The sequence below is a fragment of the Actinomadura hibisca NBRC 15177 genome (assembly GCF_001552635.1).
GTDB classification, from domain to species: domain Bacteria; phylum Actinomycetota; class Actinomycetes; order Streptosporangiales; family Streptosporangiaceae; genus Spirillospora; species Spirillospora hibisca.
The window spans coordinates 1-17,924 of record NZ_BCRO01000111.1 but is presented as its reverse complement, the minus strand read 5'-3'; the positions used below and the strand labels follow the sequence as shown (position 1 = coordinate 17,924).

At 71.4% G+C, this 17,924-nt stretch carries 20 protein-coding genes; 9 read left to right on the top strand and 11 right to left on the bottom strand.

The genetic code is table 11. The annotated features are described in order from the left end of the window. Positions 1-43: 43 nt before the first annotated feature. A complete protein-coding gene (gene bioD, locus AH6_RS37735) occupies positions 44-766 on the top strand; it encodes a dethiobiotin synthase (RefSeq protein WP_245679644.1) in 723 nt (240 codons plus the stop codon). Further along, complete coding sequence (bioB, locus tag AH6_RS37730; RefSeq protein ID WP_067490272.1) at positions 763-1,758, top strand: biotin synthase BioB; 996 nt, start codon at positions 763-765, stop codon at positions 1,756-1,758. Before bioD ends, bioB begins: the two co-directional genes overlap by 4 nt. Positions 1,759-1,816: 58 nt before the next feature. On the opposite strand, the gene AH6_RS37725 is transcribed toward bioB, so the two are convergent. From AH6_RS37725 to AH6_RS37715, 3 genes are all read right to left on the bottom strand, one after another. Next, positions 1,817-2,473, bottom strand: a complete 657-nt coding sequence (locus AH6_RS37725; RefSeq protein WP_067490269.1) for a Uma2 family endonuclease — start codon at positions 2,471-2,473, stop codon at positions 1,817-1,819. Positions 2,474-2,577: 104 nt separating this feature from the next. Further along, positions 2,578-3,378, bottom strand: coding sequence for a GntR family transcriptional regulator (locus AH6_RS37720; protein ID WP_083983851.1), 801 nt, complete (start codon positions 3,376-3,378; stop codon positions 2,578-2,580). A 37-nt stretch (positions 3,379-3,415) separates the two neighbouring features. Further along, positions 3,416-4,576: an 8-amino-7-oxononanoate synthase gene (locus AH6_RS37715; RefSeq protein WP_067490266.1), complete on the bottom strand. Its 1,161-nt coding sequence runs from the start codon at positions 4,574-4,576 to the stop codon at positions 3,416-3,418. A gap of 71 nt (positions 4,577-4,647) precedes the next feature. Here AH6_RS37715 and AH6_RS37710 point away from each other — a divergent pair, with 71 nt between their 5' ends. Next, positions 4,648-6,318: a GAF domain-containing sensor histidine kinase gene (locus tag AH6_RS37710; protein WP_067490338.1), complete on the top strand. Its 1,671-nt coding sequence runs from the start codon at positions 4,648-4,650 to the stop codon at positions 6,316-6,318. 204 nt (positions 6,319-6,522) lie between these two features. Here AH6_RS37710 and AH6_RS37705 read toward each other — a convergent pair whose 3' ends face one another. After that, entirely contained in the window at positions 6,523-6,789 is a 267-nt protein-coding gene (locus AH6_RS37705; protein ID WP_067490263.1) for a WhiB family transcriptional regulator, read from the bottom strand. 291 nt (positions 6,790-7,080) lie between these two features. Then, positions 7,081-8,022 (bottom strand): diacylglycerol/lipid kinase family protein, encoded by a 942-nt coding sequence (locus AH6_RS37700; RefSeq protein ID WP_067490260.1) that lies wholly within the window; start codon positions 8,020-8,022, stop codon positions 7,081-7,083. 72 nt (positions 8,023-8,094) lie between these two features. Here AH6_RS37700 and AH6_RS37695 point away from each other — a divergent pair, with 72 nt between their 5' ends. Continuing rightward, a complete protein-coding gene (locus tag AH6_RS37695; protein WP_067490257.1) occupies positions 8,095-8,553 on the top strand; it encodes a hypothetical protein in 459 nt (152 codons plus the stop codon). Between the two features lie 52 nt (positions 8,554-8,605). Here AH6_RS37695 and AH6_RS37690 read toward each other — a convergent pair whose 3' ends face one another. The 4 genes from AH6_RS37690 to sodN all read right to left on the bottom strand — a co-directional run bounded on the left by AH6_RS37690 (position 8,606) and on the right by sodN (position 11,088). Continuing rightward, complete coding sequence (locus AH6_RS37690; protein WP_067490337.1) at positions 8,606-9,364, bottom strand: RNA polymerase sigma factor SigF; 759 nt, start codon at positions 9,362-9,364, stop codon at positions 8,606-8,608. Between the two features lie 71 nt (positions 9,365-9,435). Then, positions 9,436-9,867, bottom strand: a complete 432-nt coding sequence (locus AH6_RS37685; protein ID WP_067490254.1) for an ATP-binding protein — start codon at positions 9,865-9,867, stop codon at positions 9,436-9,438. A gap of 160 nt (positions 9,868-10,027) precedes the next feature. Next, positions 10,028-10,510: a GNAT family N-acetyltransferase gene (locus AH6_RS37680; protein WP_067490253.1), complete on the bottom strand. Its 483-nt coding sequence runs from the start codon at positions 10,508-10,510 to the stop codon at positions 10,028-10,030. Positions 10,511-10,686: 176 nt separating this feature from the next. Beyond that, positions 10,687-11,088 carry a superoxide dismutase, Ni gene (gene sodN, locus AH6_RS37675; RefSeq protein WP_245679641.1) on the bottom strand — a complete coding sequence of 134 codons (402 nt, stop codon included), beginning with the start codon at positions 11,086-11,088 and terminating at the stop codon, positions 10,687-10,689. Between the two features lie 152 nt (positions 11,089-11,240). On the opposite strand from sodN, the gene AH6_RS37670 reads away from it, so the two are divergent. Beyond that, a complete protein-coding gene (locus AH6_RS37670) occupies positions 11,241-11,558 on the top strand; it encodes a S24 family peptidase (RefSeq protein ID WP_281180304.1) in 318 nt (105 codons plus the stop codon). Positions 11,559-11,615: 57 nt separating this feature from the next. Here AH6_RS37670 and AH6_RS37665 read toward each other — a convergent pair whose 3' ends face one another. Both AH6_RS37665 and AH6_RS37660 read right to left on the bottom strand, forming a co-directional pair. Next, positions 11,616-12,179 (bottom strand): CGNR zinc finger domain-containing protein, encoded by a 564-nt coding sequence (locus AH6_RS37665; RefSeq protein ID WP_067490247.1) that lies wholly within the window; start codon positions 12,177-12,179, stop codon positions 11,616-11,618. A gap of 293 nt (positions 12,180-12,472) precedes the next feature. After that, positions 12,473-13,660 (bottom strand): NAD(P)-dependent malic enzyme, encoded by a 1,188-nt coding sequence (locus AH6_RS37660; protein ID WP_067490244.1) that lies wholly within the window; start codon positions 13,658-13,660, stop codon positions 12,473-12,475. Between the two features lie 358 nt (positions 13,661-14,018). Between AH6_RS37660 and AH6_RS37655 the strand changes: the two genes are divergently transcribed. The 4 genes from AH6_RS37655 to AH6_RS37640 all read left to right on the top strand — a co-directional run bounded on the left by AH6_RS37655 (position 14,019) and on the right by AH6_RS37640 (position 17,780). Continuing rightward, entirely contained in the window at positions 14,019-14,936 is a 918-nt protein-coding gene (locus tag AH6_RS37655) for an ABC transporter substrate-binding protein (protein WP_067490241.1), read from the top strand. 7 nt (positions 14,937-14,943) lie between these two features. Continuing rightward, on the top strand, positions 14,944-15,888 hold the full coding sequence (locus AH6_RS37650; RefSeq protein WP_067490239.1) for an amino acid ABC transporter permease: 945 nt from the start codon (positions 14,944-14,946) through the stop codon (positions 15,886-15,888). Positions 15,889-15,932: 44 nt separating this feature from the next. Then, the gene (locus AH6_RS37645) at positions 15,933-16,685 is read left to right on the top strand and encodes an amino acid ABC transporter ATP-binding protein (RefSeq protein ID WP_067490335.1); all 753 of its coding nucleotides are present in this window, start codon (positions 15,933-15,935) and stop codon (positions 16,683-16,685) included. 126 nt (positions 16,686-16,811) lie between these two features. Next, positions 16,812-17,780: a zinc-binding dehydrogenase gene (locus AH6_RS37640; protein ID WP_067490236.1), complete on the top strand. Its 969-nt coding sequence runs from the start codon at positions 16,812-16,814 to the stop codon at positions 17,778-17,780. Positions 17,781-17,924: the final 144 nt, after the last annotated feature.

Below are 17,924 nucleotides of genomic sequence, written 5' to 3'. Positions count from 1 at the left end.
GGCGTCGCCTCGAGGACGGCGCGCTAGTGTGCCGCACGTGAGTGTGCTCGTGGTGACCGGGACCTGCACCGGCGTCGGAAAGACCGTCGTCACCGCCGCCGTGGCGGCGCTGGCGGCCGCGCGCGGCGCGTCGGTCGCGGTGGTCAAACCCGGCCAGACCGGCGTGGCCCCCGGCGAGCCCGGCGACCTCGACGACGTGCGCCGCCTCGCCGCCGTCACCGACCTGCACGAGTGCGCGCGCTTCCCCGACCCGCTGTCGCCCGCCGCCGCCGCGCGCCGCGCCGGGGTGCCGCCGCTGCGCCTCGCCGACGTGGCCGCGCGCATCCGCGCGCTGGCCGAGACCCGCGACCTGGTGCTGGTCGAGGGCGCGGGCGGCCTGCTGGTCCGCTACGACGACGAGGGCGCCACGATCGCCGACCTGGCCCGCTGGCTGGGCGCGGCCGCGCTCGTCGCCGTCCGGCCCGACCTCGGCACCCTCAACCACACCGCGCTCACCCTGGAGGCCATGGCGCACCGCGGCGTGCAGCCGGCGGGCCTGGTGATCGGTCGGTGGCCGCAGGAGCCCGACCTCGCGATGCGCAGCAACATCCGGGACCTGGAGACCATCGCGGCCCGCCCCCTGGCCGGGGCGCTGCCCGCCGGGGCGGGCTCCCTCGACCCCGCCGAGTTCCTGGTCGCCGCGCACCGGAGCCTGGCTCCGGCGCTCGGCGGCTCGTTCGACCCCGCCGCGTTCCGCGACACCTACGGCCCGAAGGAGAACCCATGACCGACATCCTCGAGGTGGCCCGCCAGCAGGTGCTGGTCGAGGGCAGGGGCCTCAGCGCCGCGCAGGCCCTCGAATGCCTCACCCTGCCCGACGACCGGCTCGCGGACCTGCTCGCCCTCGCGCACGAGGTCCGCATGACGTGGTGCGGCCCGGAGGTCGAGGTCGAGGGCATCGTGTCGCTGAAGACCGGCGGCTGCCCGGAGGACTGCCACTTCTGCTCCCAGTCGGGCACCTTCGAGTCCCCGGTCCGCTCGGTGTGGCTGAACATCCCCGACCTGGTCGAGGCCGCCAAGGAGACGGCCAAGACGGGCGCGACGGAGTTCTGCATCGTGGCGGCGGTGCGCGGCCCCGACGCGCGCCTGATGTCGCAGGTCCGCGACGGCATCAAGGCCATCAACGACGCCGTCGAGATCAACATCGCGTGCTCGCTGGGGATGCTGACCCAGGAGCAGGTGGACGAGCTGACCGCCATGGGCGTGCACCGCTACAACCACAACCTGGAGACCGCCCGCTCCCACTTCCCGAACGTGGTGACCACCCACTCCTGGGAGGAGCGCTGGGACACCCTGCGCATGGTGAAGGAGGCCGGGATGGAGGTGTGCTGCGGCGGCATCATCGGCATGGGCGAGACCGTCGAGCAGCGCGCCGAGTTCGCCGCCCAGCTCGCCGAGCTGGAGCCCGACGAGGTGCCGCTGAACTTCCTGGCCCCGCGTCCGGGCACCCCGTTCTCCGACCTCCCGCTGGTGGAGGGCGCCGAGGCGCTGAAGACGATCGCGACCTTCCGCCTGGCGCTGCCCCGCACGATCCTGCGCTACGCGGGCGGCCGCGAGCTGACCCTGGGCGACCTCGGCACCCGCGAGGGCATGCTCGGCGGCATCAACGCCATCATCGTCGGCAACTACCTGACGACCCTGGGCCGCGCCGCCGAGAAGGACCTGGACCTGCTCACCGAACTGCAGATGCCCATCAAGGCCCTCACCAAGACCCTCTGACGTCCGGCGTCCGCGTCGTGCCCGCCGTCCGACCGGCGGGCACGACGCGGACGACCGCTCATTTGCTCCAGGGTTCCCAGAGGTCGGTGGGGATGGTGAGGTCGATGGGCTCGGGGAGATGGACGGTCTCGCCGAAGGCCCAGGACTCCTCGTGCAGGTAGGCGGCGGCCCCCTCGTCGGGGATCGAGTACAGGATGGTCCGGGCGACGCGCGGATCGCGATCCACCAGCAGGTAGTAGGGGATGCCCGAGGCCGCGTAGTTGTTCCATTTGTTGTCCGGGCGTCGCGCCGGAGGACGCCGGTCGCCGTCGGCGTTGCTGGCCGAAGTGACCTCTACGACGAGTTCCACCTGATCGGGCACGATTTTCTTCACCTGCGCCTTGCGAACAGCCAGGACCGCTTCCCGGGACATGATGGTGAGATCCGGAACGAACCCCTTGCCGGTTCCGATGAAGGACAGGCCGCTGTTGATGTCGAAGCCCCAGGGGAAGCCCGGCCGGTCGGCGCGGGCGTCCGCCAGCGCGTCGATGATGTCGGCGACCATGCCGTTGTGTTCGGGCAGGGCAGGGGGCGACACGACGATCTGACCTCCGATGACCTCGACCTTGGACCCCTCGGGCGCGTGGACGAAGTCATCGAGTTCGCCGTTCACCCACATGTTGTAGGGCGTGTCCGGCAGGAGCGTCGGATCTATGTACTGGACGGTGATGCTCACGTCGGGTGACTCCTCCCTCACGATTTGCTCCAGTCATCGTAGGGAACAGGTGTTCTAAGCGTACTCAGAACAGCACGATTAGTCACCGGCGGGCGCGGGGCCCGTCAGTGGCGGCGCAGGCGGGTGATGAACTTGTAGCGGTCGCCCCGGTACAACGACTGCGCCCACTCCACCGGCTGGCCCGTCGAGTCGAACGCGTGCCGCGACAGCAGCAACATCGGCAGGCCCACGTCCACCGCCAGCAGTTGCGCGTCGTGCGGGGTGGCCAGCACCGTCTCGATCGTCTCCTCCGCCTCGGCCAGGTGCACGTCGTAGGCCGTCGCCAGGGTCTCGTAGAGGGAGCGGTGGCGGGGGAGTTCGCGGCGCAGGCCCGGGAAGCGGCGGGCGGGCAGGTGGGAGGTGTCGATCGACATCGCCTCGCCGTCGGCCAGGCGCAGCCGGTGGATGCGCAACACGCGGCCGCCGGGGCGGATGCCCAGCAGCGCGGCCAGGCGCTCGTCGGCGCTGACGTAGCCGATCTCCAGGATGCGGGTCTCGGGGTGCAGGCCGTGGTGGCGCATGTCCTCGGTGTAGGAGACCAGCTGGAGTTCCTGGGACACCTTCGGTTTGGCGACGAAGGTGCCCTTGCCCTGGATGCGCTGGAGGCGGCCCTCCACCACCAGCTCGGCCAGGGCCTGGCGGACGGTGGTGCGGGAGGTCTCGTACTTCTCGGCCAGGGCGCGCTCGGGCGGCAGCGGGCTGCCCGGCGGCAACGACTGGATCAGCTCGACGAGCAGTTCCTTGAGCTTGTAGTACTTGGGGATGCGGGGCGCCTGCGCCGAGTGGTGGCGGCCGACGTCACCGCGCTCGAAGCCCGTGCGCTCGAAACCCACCCCGTGCCGGGGCCCGCCCCTGACCTCCGTCACGGCCTCTCCTCACGTTCATCACCGGTTGTCCCCGATGTTACGTCTGAAGACTACGGCCGGTAGAGCCCGCCACGGCCGTCAGGGCGCGCCGGAGTGTTGTGAGGTCGGCCTCGCCGACCGTGGCGCGGGCGGTGAGCCGCAGGCAGGCGCGGCCTTTGGGCACCGACGGTGGCCGGAAGCAGCCGACGTTCAGGCCGTGCTCGCGGCAGGTCTCGCGGGCGGCCAGCGCGGCGTGCGGCTCGCCCAGGAACACCGGGACCACGGCGGCGGCCGGGACGGTCGTCTCCAGGCCGAGTCCGGCCGCCAGCGCCGACATCTGGTGCGCGCGGGTCCGGGCGCGGGCGGGCAGGGCCGGGTCCGACTCGATGATCTCCAGGGCGGCCAGCGCGGCACCGGCGGCGGCCGGGTTGAGGCCGGTGTCGAAGATGAACGCGCGGGCGGTGTCCACCAGCGTCTCGATGATCTCCGGGGCGGCCAGCACCGCCCCGCCCTGGGCGGCCAGCGACTTCGACAACGTCAGGGTGAGGACGACTTCGGGCTCGCCCGCGATCCCGGCGGCGTGGGCCGCGCCCCGGCCCTGCTCGCCCACCACGCCGAGGGCGTGCGCCTCGTCGATCACCAGCAGCGCGCCGTGCGCGCGGACGATCCCGTGCAGCGCCTCCAGCGGGGCCAGGTCGCCGTCCACGGAGAACACCGCGTCGGTGACCACCAGGGCGTGCTCCTCCTCCCGATCGGCGAGGGCCTGCTCGACGGCGGCCGTGTCACGGTGCGGCACGACCACCACGCGGGAGCGCGACAGGCGGCAGGCGTCCACGATCGACGCGTGGTTCACCTGGTCGGACACCACCAGGACGCCCGGCCCCGCCAGCGCCGCGACGCTCAGGTTGGCCAGGTAGCCCGACGACAACACCAGCCCGGCGGCGCTGCCGGTGAACTCCGCCAGCCGCCGGTCCAGCTCGGCGTGCAGCCCCGTGCTGCCGGTGACCAGGCGCGATCCGGTCGAGCCGGTGCCCCAGCGGCGCGCGGCGTCCGCCGCCGCCGCCACCAGGCGCGGGTCGCGCGACAGGCCCAGGTAGTCGTTGGAGGCCAGGTCCACCAGGCCGTCGTGGTCGGCGCTACGTGGACGCAACGCCCGGCGCAGTCCCTCGGCGGCGCGGCGGTCGGCGGCGGTGCGGAAGCGGGCCAGCACGTCGGTCATGGCCGGAATCCTGCCAGGTGGAACCCCTGATCGTGATGGGGCGGACCTACAAATGGGCGATGATGGGCTTTGTGCCTACGTTGAGCGACCTGGTGCGCGACCACACGGATCTGACCGACAGCGACGTGGAGTGGCTGCACGCCCTGGTGTCGGACTGGCAGCTGCTGGCCGACCTGTCCTTCGCCGACCTGCTGCTGTGGGTCCCGCTGCGGTCGGCCGACACGCTGCCCGCCGAGTCCGGGCGGCGGCGGCCCGCGCCGGACGGCGGCGCGGTGCCCGGCTGGGTGGCGATCGCGCAGATGCGGCCCACCACCGGCCCCACCGCCTACCCCGAGGACCTGGTCGGCAAGGTGGTGCGGACCGGGCGGCGCGGCCTGATCGACGTGGCGTGGCGCGAGAAGCGCATCGTCCGCGAGGGCGACCCCGAGTGGGGCAGCGGCATCCCGGTCCGCGAGGAGTCCATCCCGGTGCGGCGCGGCGCCAAGCTGCTCGGCGTCATCCAGCGCAGCACCAACCTCAGCTCGGCCCGCACCCCGAGCCGCCTGGAGCTGACCTACCTCCAGAGCGCCAGCGACCTCGCCCAGATGATCTCCGAGGGCCGGTTCCCGGTGCCCGGCGAGGAGCCCAACATGGTGCGCTCGCCCCGCGTCGGCGACGGCCTGATCCGGCTCGACCGGGGCGGCCGCGTTGGTTACGCCAGCCCCAACGCCCAGTCGGCCTACCGGCGGCTCGGCTTCGCGGGCGACCTGGTCGGTGAGCTGCTGGGCGCGGTCACCGGTGAGCTGTGCGACACCGGCGAGCCGATGGAGGAGGCGCTGACCACCGTGCTCAGCGGCAAGGCGCCGCGCGAGGTCGAGGTCGAGGCCGCCGGGTCGGTGATGCAGCTGCGCACGATCCCGCTGGTGGTCGGCGGGGCCCGGATCGGCGCGATCGTGTTGTGCCGCGACGTCACCGAGCTGCGCTGGCGCGACCGCGAGCTGATGACCAAGGACGCCACCATCCGGGAGATCCACCACCGGGTCAAGAACAACCTCCAGACGGTGGCGGCCCTGCTGCGCCTCCAGGCCCGGCGGCTGCGCATCCCCGAGGGCCGCGCCGCGCTGGACGAGGCGGTGCGCCGCGTCGGCTCGATCGCCATCGTGCACGAGACGTTGTCGCTCACCCCGGACGAGCTGATCGACTTCGACGACATCGCGGACCGCGTGATCACCATGGCGGGGGAGGTGTCCACCCCCGAGACCCGCGTGGTGCCCAAGCGCACCGGCACCTTCGGCGTGCTGCCCGCCGAGGTCGCCACGCCGCTGGCGATGGCGCTGACCGAGCTGCTCCAGAACGCCCTGGAGCACGGCCTCGCCAACCGCTTCGGCACGCTGGAGGTCGCCGCCCGCCGCTACGGCGAGCCCGGCAAGGTCCTGAACACCACCGACATCGCCGTCTGGGGCGACTGGCCCAGCAAGGACGACCGCACGCCCCAGGAGGCGGGCGAGGAACCCCCGGCGGGGCCGTCCGGACGGGCCGCGCAGGGGCGGCGGCTCGTGGTCGTGGTGTCCGACGACGGCGTGGGCCTGCCCGAGGACTTCGACGTCGAGAGCAGCAACAGCCTCGGCCTCCAGATCGTCCGCACCCTCATCGTGGGCGAGCTGGGCGGGCGATTGGACTTCCGGCGGCGGCCCGGCGGCGGCACCGAGGTCGAGGTGGACGTCCCGCTCGACCAGGGACAACGCCCCGGCCCGCCTCGCTAGCGGCGCGCGGCCGCGCCGACCGGCACGACCCCGGGCGGCCCGGCCGTCCGCCGGGGCCCGGAAATGACGAACCCCCGTGGCCGTGGGCCACGGGGGTTCGATCGTCATCGGCGGGCGCTGGGGGCTCTCCGGGCTCTGAGGTTCGGAGGCGACGCCGCCTGTCGCTTGCTCTACCGCTCGTTCAGGAGTGTTTCCGGTGGTGGGTCAGGCGCCGATGTCGGCGTTGGCGCGGGCACGCGCCCGCGCGGTGCGGCGCTTCAGGGCGCGGCGCTCGTCCTCGCCCATGCCGCCCCACACGCCCGAGTCCTGGCCGGACTCCAGCGCCCAGCGCAGGCACGCGTCGGTCTCGTCACATCGCCGGCATACCTGCTTGGCCTCTTCGATCTGCAGGAGCGCGGGCCCGGTGTTCCCGATCGGGAAGAACAGTTCGGGGTCCACGTCACGGCAGGCTGCGCGGTGGCGCCAGTCCATGCGGTCCACTCCTTCGTCAGCGGTGGTGTAAACACTCAACTTGTGAACGGTTTCACATGTCGCGAACACCCCGGGACGCAAAAGTTTTGGTCATGGGGTGAGATGCGGCGACGCGGCGATCAGGAGGCTGACGACACTGGGCCCCTGTCGGCCGACGCACTTTGAGCGTGTCAGGGCGGCGCCGGAGCACGCAAGACCTTGGAGAAACGTTTCGCAAAGTATGAGTGTCGCATGTGTCACATCAGCGGGTCGGCGGTGTTGCTTTCCTGTTAACAGGCACCGCGAACAGCCTCATATGACAATGCGTACCGCCTTGGGCACCGACCGGAACACGATCCCGCGCTGCTCCCCAAGGTAGTCGCCGTCCAGCTGGAAGGCCACCGGACGCTCCGCGTGCAGTGTGACCTGGGCCGCATCGTGCACGTTCACCACCTGGCGACCCTGCACCGGACGGGTCCGCGCCAGCATCATCTGCCCCAGCGCGCCCAGCGTCGGGCCGAGCGCCAGCGAACGCATCCCGAACACATCCAGCCCGCGCGAGAAGTTCGCCTTCGGAGTGGGATTCACCGGCGCGCGGCCGAGGAAAGTCCACGGCGCGGTATTGGAGACGAAGGAGAGAAAGAGCCCCGATATGGCGGGCCGCCCCGGCACTTCCAACGTAAGGGGCGGATCGCGCCGATCGGTGCCGGTGAAGAAATGGCGCAACGCGGTGCGCACATACAGCGACGGATCGGCCTTCGCGCCCGCCACCCGCCGCAGTTCCACCTCCCGGACCACCTCGGCGTCCAGCCCCACCCCGGCGTTGAAGGTGAAGTACCGCTCGACGCCGTCCTCCAGCCCCGCCGTCGCCAGCCCCACCGACCGGTACCGTCCCGCCCGCAGCGCCGCCAGCACCGGGCGCGTCGCGGCGATCGGGTCGTTGGGCAGGCCCAGCGCCCGCGCGAACACGTTCGCGCTCCCGCACGGCAGCACCGCCAGCGCCGGCAGGCCCGGATCGGGGCCGTGCGCCAGCAGCCCGTTGACCGCCTCGTTCACCGTGCCGTCGCCGCCGAGCGCGATCACCACGTCGAAGCCCTCGTCGGCGGCCCGCCGCGCCAGCTCGGTCGCGTGGCCGCGGTGCCCGGTCTCGGCGAGCACGAGGTCGAGGTGGCCGGAGAAGGCCCGCACCAGGATGCCGCGGGCCCGCCGGGAGGTCGAGGTCGCCTTGGGGTTGGCGATCAGCATGGCGCGCACCGCGCCAGGGTATCCGCACCCTCCGCCCGGCCGGTGCGGGCCCACGGGCACGGGCGAGTAGGGTTTGGCGTTGTGACCCAGCCATCCGCCCGGCGCCCCGGCACCGTGTACGCCGCCGCCGCCCTCGAAGCCGCCGAGGGACTGGCCGCGCTCGGCTTCGGCCTGTTCGTCGGAGTGGAGACCGCGATCGGCAAGGCGGTCGACCCCGTCACCGCCGTCGCGGTGACCGTCATGGCCCTGGTCGGCGGCGCCGCGATGCTCGGCGTGGCCCGCGGGCTGCTGCGCGCCGAGCAGTGGAGCCGCGCGCCCGTCGTCGTCACCCAGCTGTTCTCGCTGCCGGTCGCCTGGTCGTTGTGGCAGAGCGAGCAGCCCTTCTACGCCGTCCCGCTCGGCATCGCCGCGATCGGCGCGCTGGTCACCGTCCTGGCCCCGCCGACCACCGCCTGGCTCGCCCAGGCCGAGGCCGACGACGAGGACGCTCCCGCTGCGGACCCCGAGCCCAAGAGCGGCCGCTCCAAGCCCCGCTCCTGACAGCCGGACGCCGGGCCCCCGAAAGGGAACCCGGCGTCCGTGTCAGTCCGGCTCACTCGTCGGCGGTGAGACCGTCGCGCAGCTGCGCCAGCGTCCGCGCCAGCAACCGCGACACGTGCATCTGCGAGATGCCCAGCTCCGCCGCGATCTGCGACTGCGTCATGTTGCCGAAGAAGCGCAGCAGCAGGATCTTCTTCTCCCGCGCCGGCAACTTCTCCAGCAGCGGCTTCAGCGACTCGCGGTACTCCACGCCCTCCAGCGACTCGTCGATCATCCCCAGCGAGTCGGCCACCGCCGGGGCGTCCTCGTCGCCGGAGTCGGGCGCGTCCAGCGAGACCGTGGAGTAGGCGTTGGCGGACTCCAGGCCCTCCAGCACCTCCTCCTCGGTCATCTGGAGGTGCGCCGCCAGCTCGCTGACGGTCGGGGCCCGGCCCTCGCGCTGCGCCAGATCGCTGATCGCCTTGGTCAGCGAGAGCTTCAGCTCCTGGAGCCGGCGCGGCACCCGCACCGCCCAGCCCTTGTCGCGGAAGTGCCGCTTGATCTCGCCGACGATCGTCGGCGTCGCGTAGGTGGAGAACTCCACGCCCCGGCCCAGGTCGAACCGGTCGATCGACTTGATCAGACCGATCGTCGCGACCTGGATCAGGTCGTCCAGCCACTCGCCGCGGTTGCGGAAGCGGCGGGCCAGGTACTCCACCAGCGGCAGGTGCAGCTCGACGAGCTGGTCCCGGATGCGCTGCCGCTCCGGGTCGCCCTCGGGAAGCTGCGCCAGCCGCTCGAACAGCGCGCGCGCCCGCTGCCGGTCCGGCACGGCGCTGGTGTCGGAGCGCTCGGTGGTGTCGCCGGTGTCGTTCGCGCCGGCCAGCGAAGTCGTCTTCTCCGTCACGGGGCCCCCGCCGCCACACCGCGGCGCTTCTGGAGCGTCACGGTGACACGGTCGTCGGCGCCCACCCGGGCGTCCACCTCACCGGCCAGCGACGACAGCACCGTCCAGGCGAACGTCTCGCGGTCGGGCTCGCGGCCGTCCATCGTCAGCACCGACACGGCGATGCGCATCGCGTCGCCGGTCAGCTCGAACTCGCAGGTCAGGTCGGTCCCCGGGACCGCCTGCGCGAGCAACATCGCGCACGCCTCGTCGATGGCGATGCGCAGGTCCTCGATCTCGTCCAGCGTGAAGTCCAGCCGCGCCGCGAGCCCCGCGGTCGCGGTCCGCAGCACGGACAGGTACGCGCTGGCGGCCGGCAGCTTCACCGTCACCACGTCGCGCTCGGACAACTTCGTACTGGCCGCCAGTGCAGCGGTTTCCTCGGTCACGTCACTCCTCGTGGGATGGTCCCGCTCCTTCGAAACTACCGCTAACCGAGCCCGGTGCGAGCGTTCGCCGCGCGTGGCTTTCCCACCAAAGTCCCACAGACAGCGGTGTTCGCCACGCAAACCGGGACGGCGAGCGAAATAAGTCACGCTCACGGCGCCGTCAGCGGGACTCGGCCGCCGCCGCGAGCTTGCCGATCGCCTCCCCGGCCAGCCGGTACACCTGCCACTCGTCCTGCGGCCGCGCGCCCAGCGCCTCGTAGAAGTCGATCGACGGGGTGTTCCACTTCAGCACCGACCACTCGACCCGCCCGTACCCGCGCTCGTCGGCGATGCGCGCCAGCTCGGCCAGCAGTAGCTTTCCGTGCCCCTTGCCGCGCACGGCCGGGTCGACGTACAGGTCCTCCAGGTAGATCCCGTGCCCGCCCAGCCAGGTGGAGAAGGTCAGGAACCAGATCGCGAACCCGACCACCCTGCCCTCGTCCTCAGCGATGAGCCCGAACACCTTGGGCTCGGCGCCGAACAATGACGCGCGTAGGTTCTCCTCGGTGGCCCGGACCTCGTGCAGGGCACGCTCGTACTCGGCCAGGTCACGGATCAGGCGGAGGATGTCGGGGATGTCGTCGGGGGTGGCGGTGCGAATCATGCCCGCAGGTTATCGCCGCCGCACTACCCTGATGCCCGTTCCCCAGTCGCTGGGGGTGGTCCGATCGCGGAGATCGACAAGATCTTGTGCGGGACCTTTTCCCCACGCAGGTGGGGGCAGGACGCGGACGAGGCCCGTCCCCCTGGGGGGACGGGCCTCGACGTGCGGTGGCCCGGTCAGGCCTGCTTGGTCTCCCAGAAGATCTTGTCGATCTCCGCGATGCGACCCAGCAGCTGGTCCGCGACCTCGACGTCCATGCCACCCTTGGTGCCGGCGGCGCCGGCGAGCTTGGTGGCCTGGTTGAACAGCTCGTTGAGCTGCGGGTACTTCTCGAAGTGCGGCGGCTTGAAGTAGTCGGTCCACAGCACCCACAGGTGCTCCTTGACCAGGTTGGAGCGCTGCTCCTTGATCACGATGGCCCGGGTGCGGAACACCGGGTCCTCGTTGGCGTGGTACTTCTCGATGATCGCCTTGACCGACTCGGCCTCGATCCGGGCCTGTGCCGGGTCGTAGACGCCGCACGGCAGGTCGCAGTGCGCGGAGACCGTGGTCTTCGGGCGCAGAAGGTTGCCGAACACGCTCGTGTCCCTTCCCTTGTAACGGATCATGCTCAGGGCTCCGACACTACTCTTGTGGACCGGGGGACATGCGGTCAGGGCACTCGGTCTTTGGGCGTAGGTCCCTTACCTGATGGTCTTTGTCCCCGTTTCGACATCCCGGGAGGAGCGCCGTGCGAGTCCGGGCCGTCGAGGTGAGCGGGGTCTCCATGCTCCCGGCGCTGCGGCCGGGGGACCGGCTGCTGGTGCTGGCCGGGGGCGCGGTCGCGGCCGGGGACCTGGTCGTCGCCCGGCACCCGCGCGAGCCGGAGCGGCTCATCGTCAAGCGCGCCGCGCACCGCGCCGGGGACGGCTGGTGGCTGGAGAGCGACAACCAGCGCGCGCCCGGCCGCCAGGACAGCTGGGACTTCGACGCCGTGCCCGACGCGCTGGTCCTCGGCCGCGTGGCGGCGCGCTACTGGCCCGCGCCGCGCCTGTTCCGCGTGCGCTGACGCGACGGGCGTTGGCGCGACGGGCGTTGGCGCGGCGTGCGCGACGTGGTGGGCGCGCTAGCGCTGGCGCTGGCGCGGTACCTCCGCCTTGACGCCCGTCGTGGCGCGCCGCGCCGCCGCGACGCTGGTGCGGCCCGCGCAGCGGTCGGAGCAATATCGGCGCGTCTGGTTGGCGGTGGTGTCGAAGAAGACCCGGTCGCAGCCGGCGGCGCGGCACGCCCCCAGCCGGTCCAGGCCGTGGTCGCTGATCTTCACGGCCAGGCCCATCGCGGCGCGCGCGGCGTAGCGGTCGGGGATCGAGCCGCCCTCGTTGAGGTGCAGGTGCCAGTCCTGGTCGTCGTGGCCGGACAGTTGCGGATGGACGGGGTGCTGGATGAGCAGGGAGTTCAGGCGGTCGATGGCGTCGGCGTCGTGCCCGGCCGCGGCGGAGGCGAAGATCTGCCGCAGCTGGCCGCGCAGGGCGCGCATGCCGTCCAGGTCACGGTGGGCGATCCGGCCGCCGAGGTGCGGCCTGTCGTGCAGCAGGGCGCGCAGCCCGTCCAGATCGCGCAGGGTGTCCCCGGCCGGGTCCTGCGTGTTCACCAGTTCGATCGCCAGGTCTGCATAGGAGGAGAGGTCCACGAGCGCTCCTGACGGAGTGACCTGAGGTGCGAATCGTAGGTGTGATTCCCCTATGTCGAGTATTACACCCCGTGCGGGAAAGCTCGTGGACGCGAGAGTGGCACGATATGAAATATCGTGCGGCGTTGGCGGGGTTCGGCGGATAATTTGATCGTCGACCGGGATGCGGGGCGTGAATTTCAAGGTCGTCCGCCGTGGGGTGGCGACCTTGCGATGGTCACGCTCGGTAATGAACGCGGCCCGTGCCCCCGCTCGGGGGACACGGGCCGTGAACGCGACTCCGGTGGCGGAGGTCAGATCCGGGCGACGCCCTCCTTGCGGGCCTGCGCCGCGACGGCCTTGGTGACGGCCGGGGCCACCCGCTCGTCGAACGGGTTCGGGATCACGTAGTCGGGCGACAGGTCGTCGCCGACGATGCCAGCCAGCGCGTCGGCCGCCGCCAGCTTCATGCCCTCGGTGATCGAGTGCGCGCGCACGTCCAGCGCGCCCCGGAAGATGCCGGGGAAGGCGAGCACGTTGTTGATCTGGTTGGGGAAGTCGCTGCGGCCGGTGGCCACCACGCGGGCGTGCCGGCGCGCGACCTCGGGGTGCACCTCGGGGGTCGGGTTGGACAGCGCGAACACGATGGCGTCCTGGTTCATCGTGGCCACGCACGACTCGTGCACGGTGCTGCCGGACAGGCCGATGAACACGTCGGCGCCGCGCAGGGCCTCCTCGGTGGAGCCCTTCAGGTGCGAGCGGTTGGTGATGGCGGCGATCTGCTGCTTGACCGGGTTGAGGCCGTCGCGGCCCTCGTGGATCAGGCCCTTGCTGTCCGACAGCGCGATGTCGCCGATGCCCGCCTCGATGAGGATCTTGGAGACGGCGATGCCGGACGCGCCGGCGCCGGCCACCACCGCGCGCAGCTGCGACAGGTCCTTGCCGACCAGGCGGGCGGCGTTCTTGAGCGCGGCGAGGGTGACGATCGCGGTGCCGTGCTGGTCGTCGTGGAAGACCGGGATGTCCAGAGCCTCGCGCAGCCGGTCCTCGATCTCGAAGCAGCGCGGCGCGGAGATGTCCTCCAGGTTGATGCCGCCGAAGCTCGGCGCCATCCGGATGACGGTGTCGACGATCTCGTCCACGCCGGTGCAGCCCAGCGCGATCGGCACCGAGTCCACCCCGGCGAACTCCTTGAACAGCAGCGACTTGCCCTCCATGACCGGCATGGAGGCGGCCGGGCCGATGTCGCCGAGGCCGAGCACGGCGGTGCCGTCGGTGACCACCGCGACCACCTTGGAGGTCCAGGTGTAGTCGTAGGCCAGCTCGGGGTTGTCGGCGATGGCGGTGCACACCCGGGCGACGCCGGGGGTGTAGGCCAGCGACAGGTCGTCGGCGTCGCGCACCGGGATGGTGGAGCGCATCTCGATCTTGCCGCCGCGGTGCAGCGGGAAGGCCGGATCGTCGTCGAGGGAGAGTTCGGTGGGAATGGGCTCAGCAGCCACAGCGACCCCTGTCAGTGAAATGGATTTCGGGCTGAGTGCCGTCGCGGTGGTGACGGTCTGGTGGCCGGTCACCTCTTCGGCATCTCGCGACGTACGGGGGTCACCCGTTGTCCGATTGTGCCACACCGTCGCCGGGCTTCCAGAGAAATGCCGGGTGGCGGCTGTCACGTGCACGACACGCCGTGACGGGGTGATCGCGCAGCGTGCGATGACCCAGCGTGAGCGATCATCGGCGGGTCTGCGTTGTTGTCCGATTGTTTCGCACCCTTAATCCAGATCCCTCCTGGTGTGCGCAAAAATGTGCACTCGACCTCACGGATCTGCCGAGATCCGACGCAATGATTCTGGAGGGGGACCTGTGACCACTGGTTCTCTGCGCCGCCGCCTCTTCGCGGCGGGCGCGCTTGTGCTGTCGGGCGCCCTCACGCTTTCCGCGTGCGGCGAGAGCGACGACGACCCGGGCACGGGCGCGAAGAACTCCGCCGCCGCCGCGGTCGGCGCCGACGCCAAGCTGGCGGCCATGGTGCCGGACGCGATCAAGTCCGACGGCAAGATCGTCATCGGCACCGACGCGTCCTACCCCCCCAACGAGTCGGTGGACCCGGCCTCCCGGAAGATCGTCGGCTGGGACGTGGACCTGGCCACCGCGGTCGGCGCCAAGCTGGGCCTGAAGACCGAGTTCCAGAACGCCGGCTTCGACACCATCATCCCGGGCGTGCAGTCGGGCAAGTACGAGCTGGGCGTCTCCTCGTTCACCGACAACAAGGAGCGCGAGAAGGTCGTCGACTTCGTCACCTACTACTCCGCGGGCACCTCGTGGGCGGCCCTGAAGGGCAACCCCAAGGGCATCAACCCCGACGACGCCTGCGGCAAGAACATCGGCGTGCAGCAGGGCACCGTCCAGGTGGACGACCTCAAGGCGCGCAGCAAGAAGTGCGTCGACGCCGGCAAGCCGGGCATCAACGCGGTGGTGCGCAAGCAGCAGACCGAGGTCAACAACGACCTGGTCGCGGGCAAGGTCGACGCGATGGCCGCCGACACCCCGATCGTGGGCGGCGCCGCCAAGAAGACCGGCAAGCTGGAGCTGATCGGCCAGACCTACGACACCGCCCCCTACGGCTACGCGATCGGCAAGAACGCCGGCCAGCTGAAGGAGGCCGTGCTCGCCGCGGTGAAGGCGCTGGTCGCCGACGGCACCTACAAGAAGATCCTGACGGACGCGGGCGTCGAGCAGGGCGCCATCACCGATCCGGTGATCAACGGGGCGCAGAGCTGACGTCCCCATGAGCGACTCCGTCTCCGTCGCCAAGAGCGACGGTCCCGGTGACGGCGGGCGGCCCGAAGCGATTCGGGCCGTCCCGGTCCGGCACCCCGGCCGCTGGGCGGGTGCGGTGGTCGTGCTCGTCCTGGCGGCGATGTTCGTCCACTTCCTGCTCACCAACGACGCCCTCGACTGGCCCGAGCAGCGCAAGTACCTGTTCTCCCCGGCCGTCATGGACGGCCTGTGGGGCACGGTCTGGCTGACGCTCGCCGCCATGGTCGGCGGCATCACCATCGGCGTCGTGCTGGCGCTGATGCGGATGTCGGCCAACCCGCTGATGAGCGGCGCGGCCTGGTTGTACCTGTGGTTCTTCCGCGGCACCCCGCTCTACACCCAGCTGCTGATCTGGGGGTCCATCGGGGCGCTGCTGCCGACCGTCAGCCTCGGCATCCCGTTCGGTCCCGAGGTGCACACCTGGGAGACCCAGAAGCTCATCAACGCGGCGCTGGCCGCGGCGCTCGGCCTGATCCTCAACGAGGCCGCGTACATGGCCGAGATCGTGCGCGCGGGCATCCTGTCGGTGGATCCGGGGCAGCAGGAGGCCGCGAGCGCGCTCGGCATGTCCCGGATGCAGACGATGCGGCGGATCGTGCTGCCGCAGGCGATGCGCGTGATCGTCCCGCCGACCGGCAACGAGACCATCTCGATGTTGAAGAACACCTCGCTGGTGGCGGCGGTGCCGTACGCGGAGCTGACCTGGACGGCGCAGACCATCTACGCCGACACCTACAAGGTCATCCCCATGCTGATCATGGCGTGCCTGTGGTACCTGCTGCTGTCGTCGCTGCTGATGGTCGGGCAGTTCTACCTGGAGCGGTACTTCGGGCGGGGCACCTCGCAGAGCGAACGCGGCCGGTCCCGGCTGCGCGCGCTCGGCGCGATCCGCGGAGGGGGCGGCGGGCAGTGACCGACACGATTCCGGAAGGCGCGCGGGCCGGGGGCGACGGCCTGATGGTGAAGGCCGAGAAGGTGCACAAGTCGTTCGGCCGGGTGGAGGTGCTCAAGGGCATCGACCTGGAGGTGAAGCCGGGCGAGGTGATGTGCGTCATCGGCCCGTCGGGCTCGGGCAAGTCCACCTTCCTGCGCTGCGTCAACCACCTGGAGAAGATCAACGCGGGCCGGTTGTGGGTGAACGGCCACCTGGTCGGCTACCGGCAGAAGGGCGACAAGCTCTACGAGCTGCGCGACCGGGAGGTCTCCGCGCAGCGCCGCGAGATCGGCATGGTCTTCCAGCGGTTCAACCTGTTCCCGCACATGACGGCACTCGGCAACGTCATGGAGGCGCCCGTCCGGGTGAAGGGCGAGTCCAAGGCCAAGGCGCGCGAGCGCGCGGCCGTGCTGCTGGAGCGGGTCGGGCTCGGCGACAAGGTCGGCAACTACCCGGCGCAGCTGTCGGGCGGCCAGCAGCAGCGCGTGGCGATCGCCCGCGCGCTGGCCATGGAGCCGGCGCTGATGTTGTTCGACGAGCCGACCTCGGCGCTGGACCCCGAACTGGTCGGCGAGGTGCTGGACGTCATGAAGCAACTCGCCCTGGACGGCATGACGATGGTCGTGGTGACCCACGAGATCGGCTTCGCGCGCGAGGTCGGCGACTCGCTGGTGTTCATGGACGACGGCGTCGTGGTGGAGAAGGGCGTGCCCCGCGAGGTGCTGAGCAATCCGCAGCATCCGCGCACGCGGGACTTCCTGTCGAAGGTGCTGTGACGGTTCCCGCGCCTGCCGCTCCGTGAGGCGCTGGCGAGGCCCGCATCCTGTTGAGGGGCGCTGACGGAGGCCCGCATCCTGCTGGGGTGCGGGCTTCCGCCTTTGCGGATGTGGCAGGGTGGCGGCATGTTCGCTGTCACGGCTACACGATTCGACGCAGACGATCCCCTCAACGGCCTCACCTACGGCGAGCGGCCCGACCCGCAGGCGCCCGAGGGCTGGACGACCGTCACGGTGAAGGCGGCCGCGCTCAACCACCACGACCTGTGGTCGCTCAAGGGCGTCGGGCTGCGCGAGGACCAGCTCCCGATGATCCTGGGCTGCGACGCCGCCGGGGTGGACGAGGACGGCAACGAGGTCATCGTGCACGCGGTCATCGGCGACCCCGACCGGGGCGACGGCGACGAGACCCTCGACCCCAAGCGCTCGCTGCTGTCGGAGGTGCACGACGGCACGCTCGCGCAGAAGGTGGCGGTGCCGCGCCGCAACCTGGTGCCCAAGCCCGCCGAGCTGTCGTTCGAGGAGGCGGCCTGCCTGCCGACGGCGTGGCTGACCGCCTACCGGATGGTGTTCGGCAAGGCGGGTCTGGAGCCGGGGTCGTCGGTGCTGGTGCAGGGCGCGGGCGGGGGCGTGGCGACGGCTGCGATCTCGCTGGCGTCGGCCGCCGGGTACCGGGTGTACGCCACCAGCCGCAGCGAGGACAAGCGCGAGCGCGCGCTGGAACTGGGCGCCGACCAGGCGCTGGAGAGCGGCGCGCGGCTGCCCGAGCGGGTGGACGCGGTGATCGAGACGGTGGGCGAGGCGACCTGGTCGCACTCGCTGAAGTCACTGAGGCCGGGCGGCCGGGTCGTGGTGTCGGGCGCGACCAGCGGTCAGGTGCCGCCCGCCGAACTGAACCGGGTGTTCTTCCTCCAACTGTCGGTGGTCGGCTCGACGATGGGGACGCGCGCGCAGCTGGACCGGTTGGCGAAGTTCCTGGTGAAGTCGGGGGTGCGGCCACGCATCGACCGGGTGCTGCCGCTGGAGCGGGCGGCTGAGGGGTTCGCGGCGATGCACGAGGGTGATCTTTTCGGGAAGGTCGTCTTCACGCCGTGAGGTAGGAGGTGGGGGTGGGAGTGGGGAGGGCTGGATGGTGCCCTTCGCCAGGTCGGGGTCGGTCAGGTGGGGAAACCCGCGCGGGGTGGGGTTGGTGGGCACGTGCCTCGACCCGGCGTGGGGTTGGGGTTGTTGGTTGGGTGT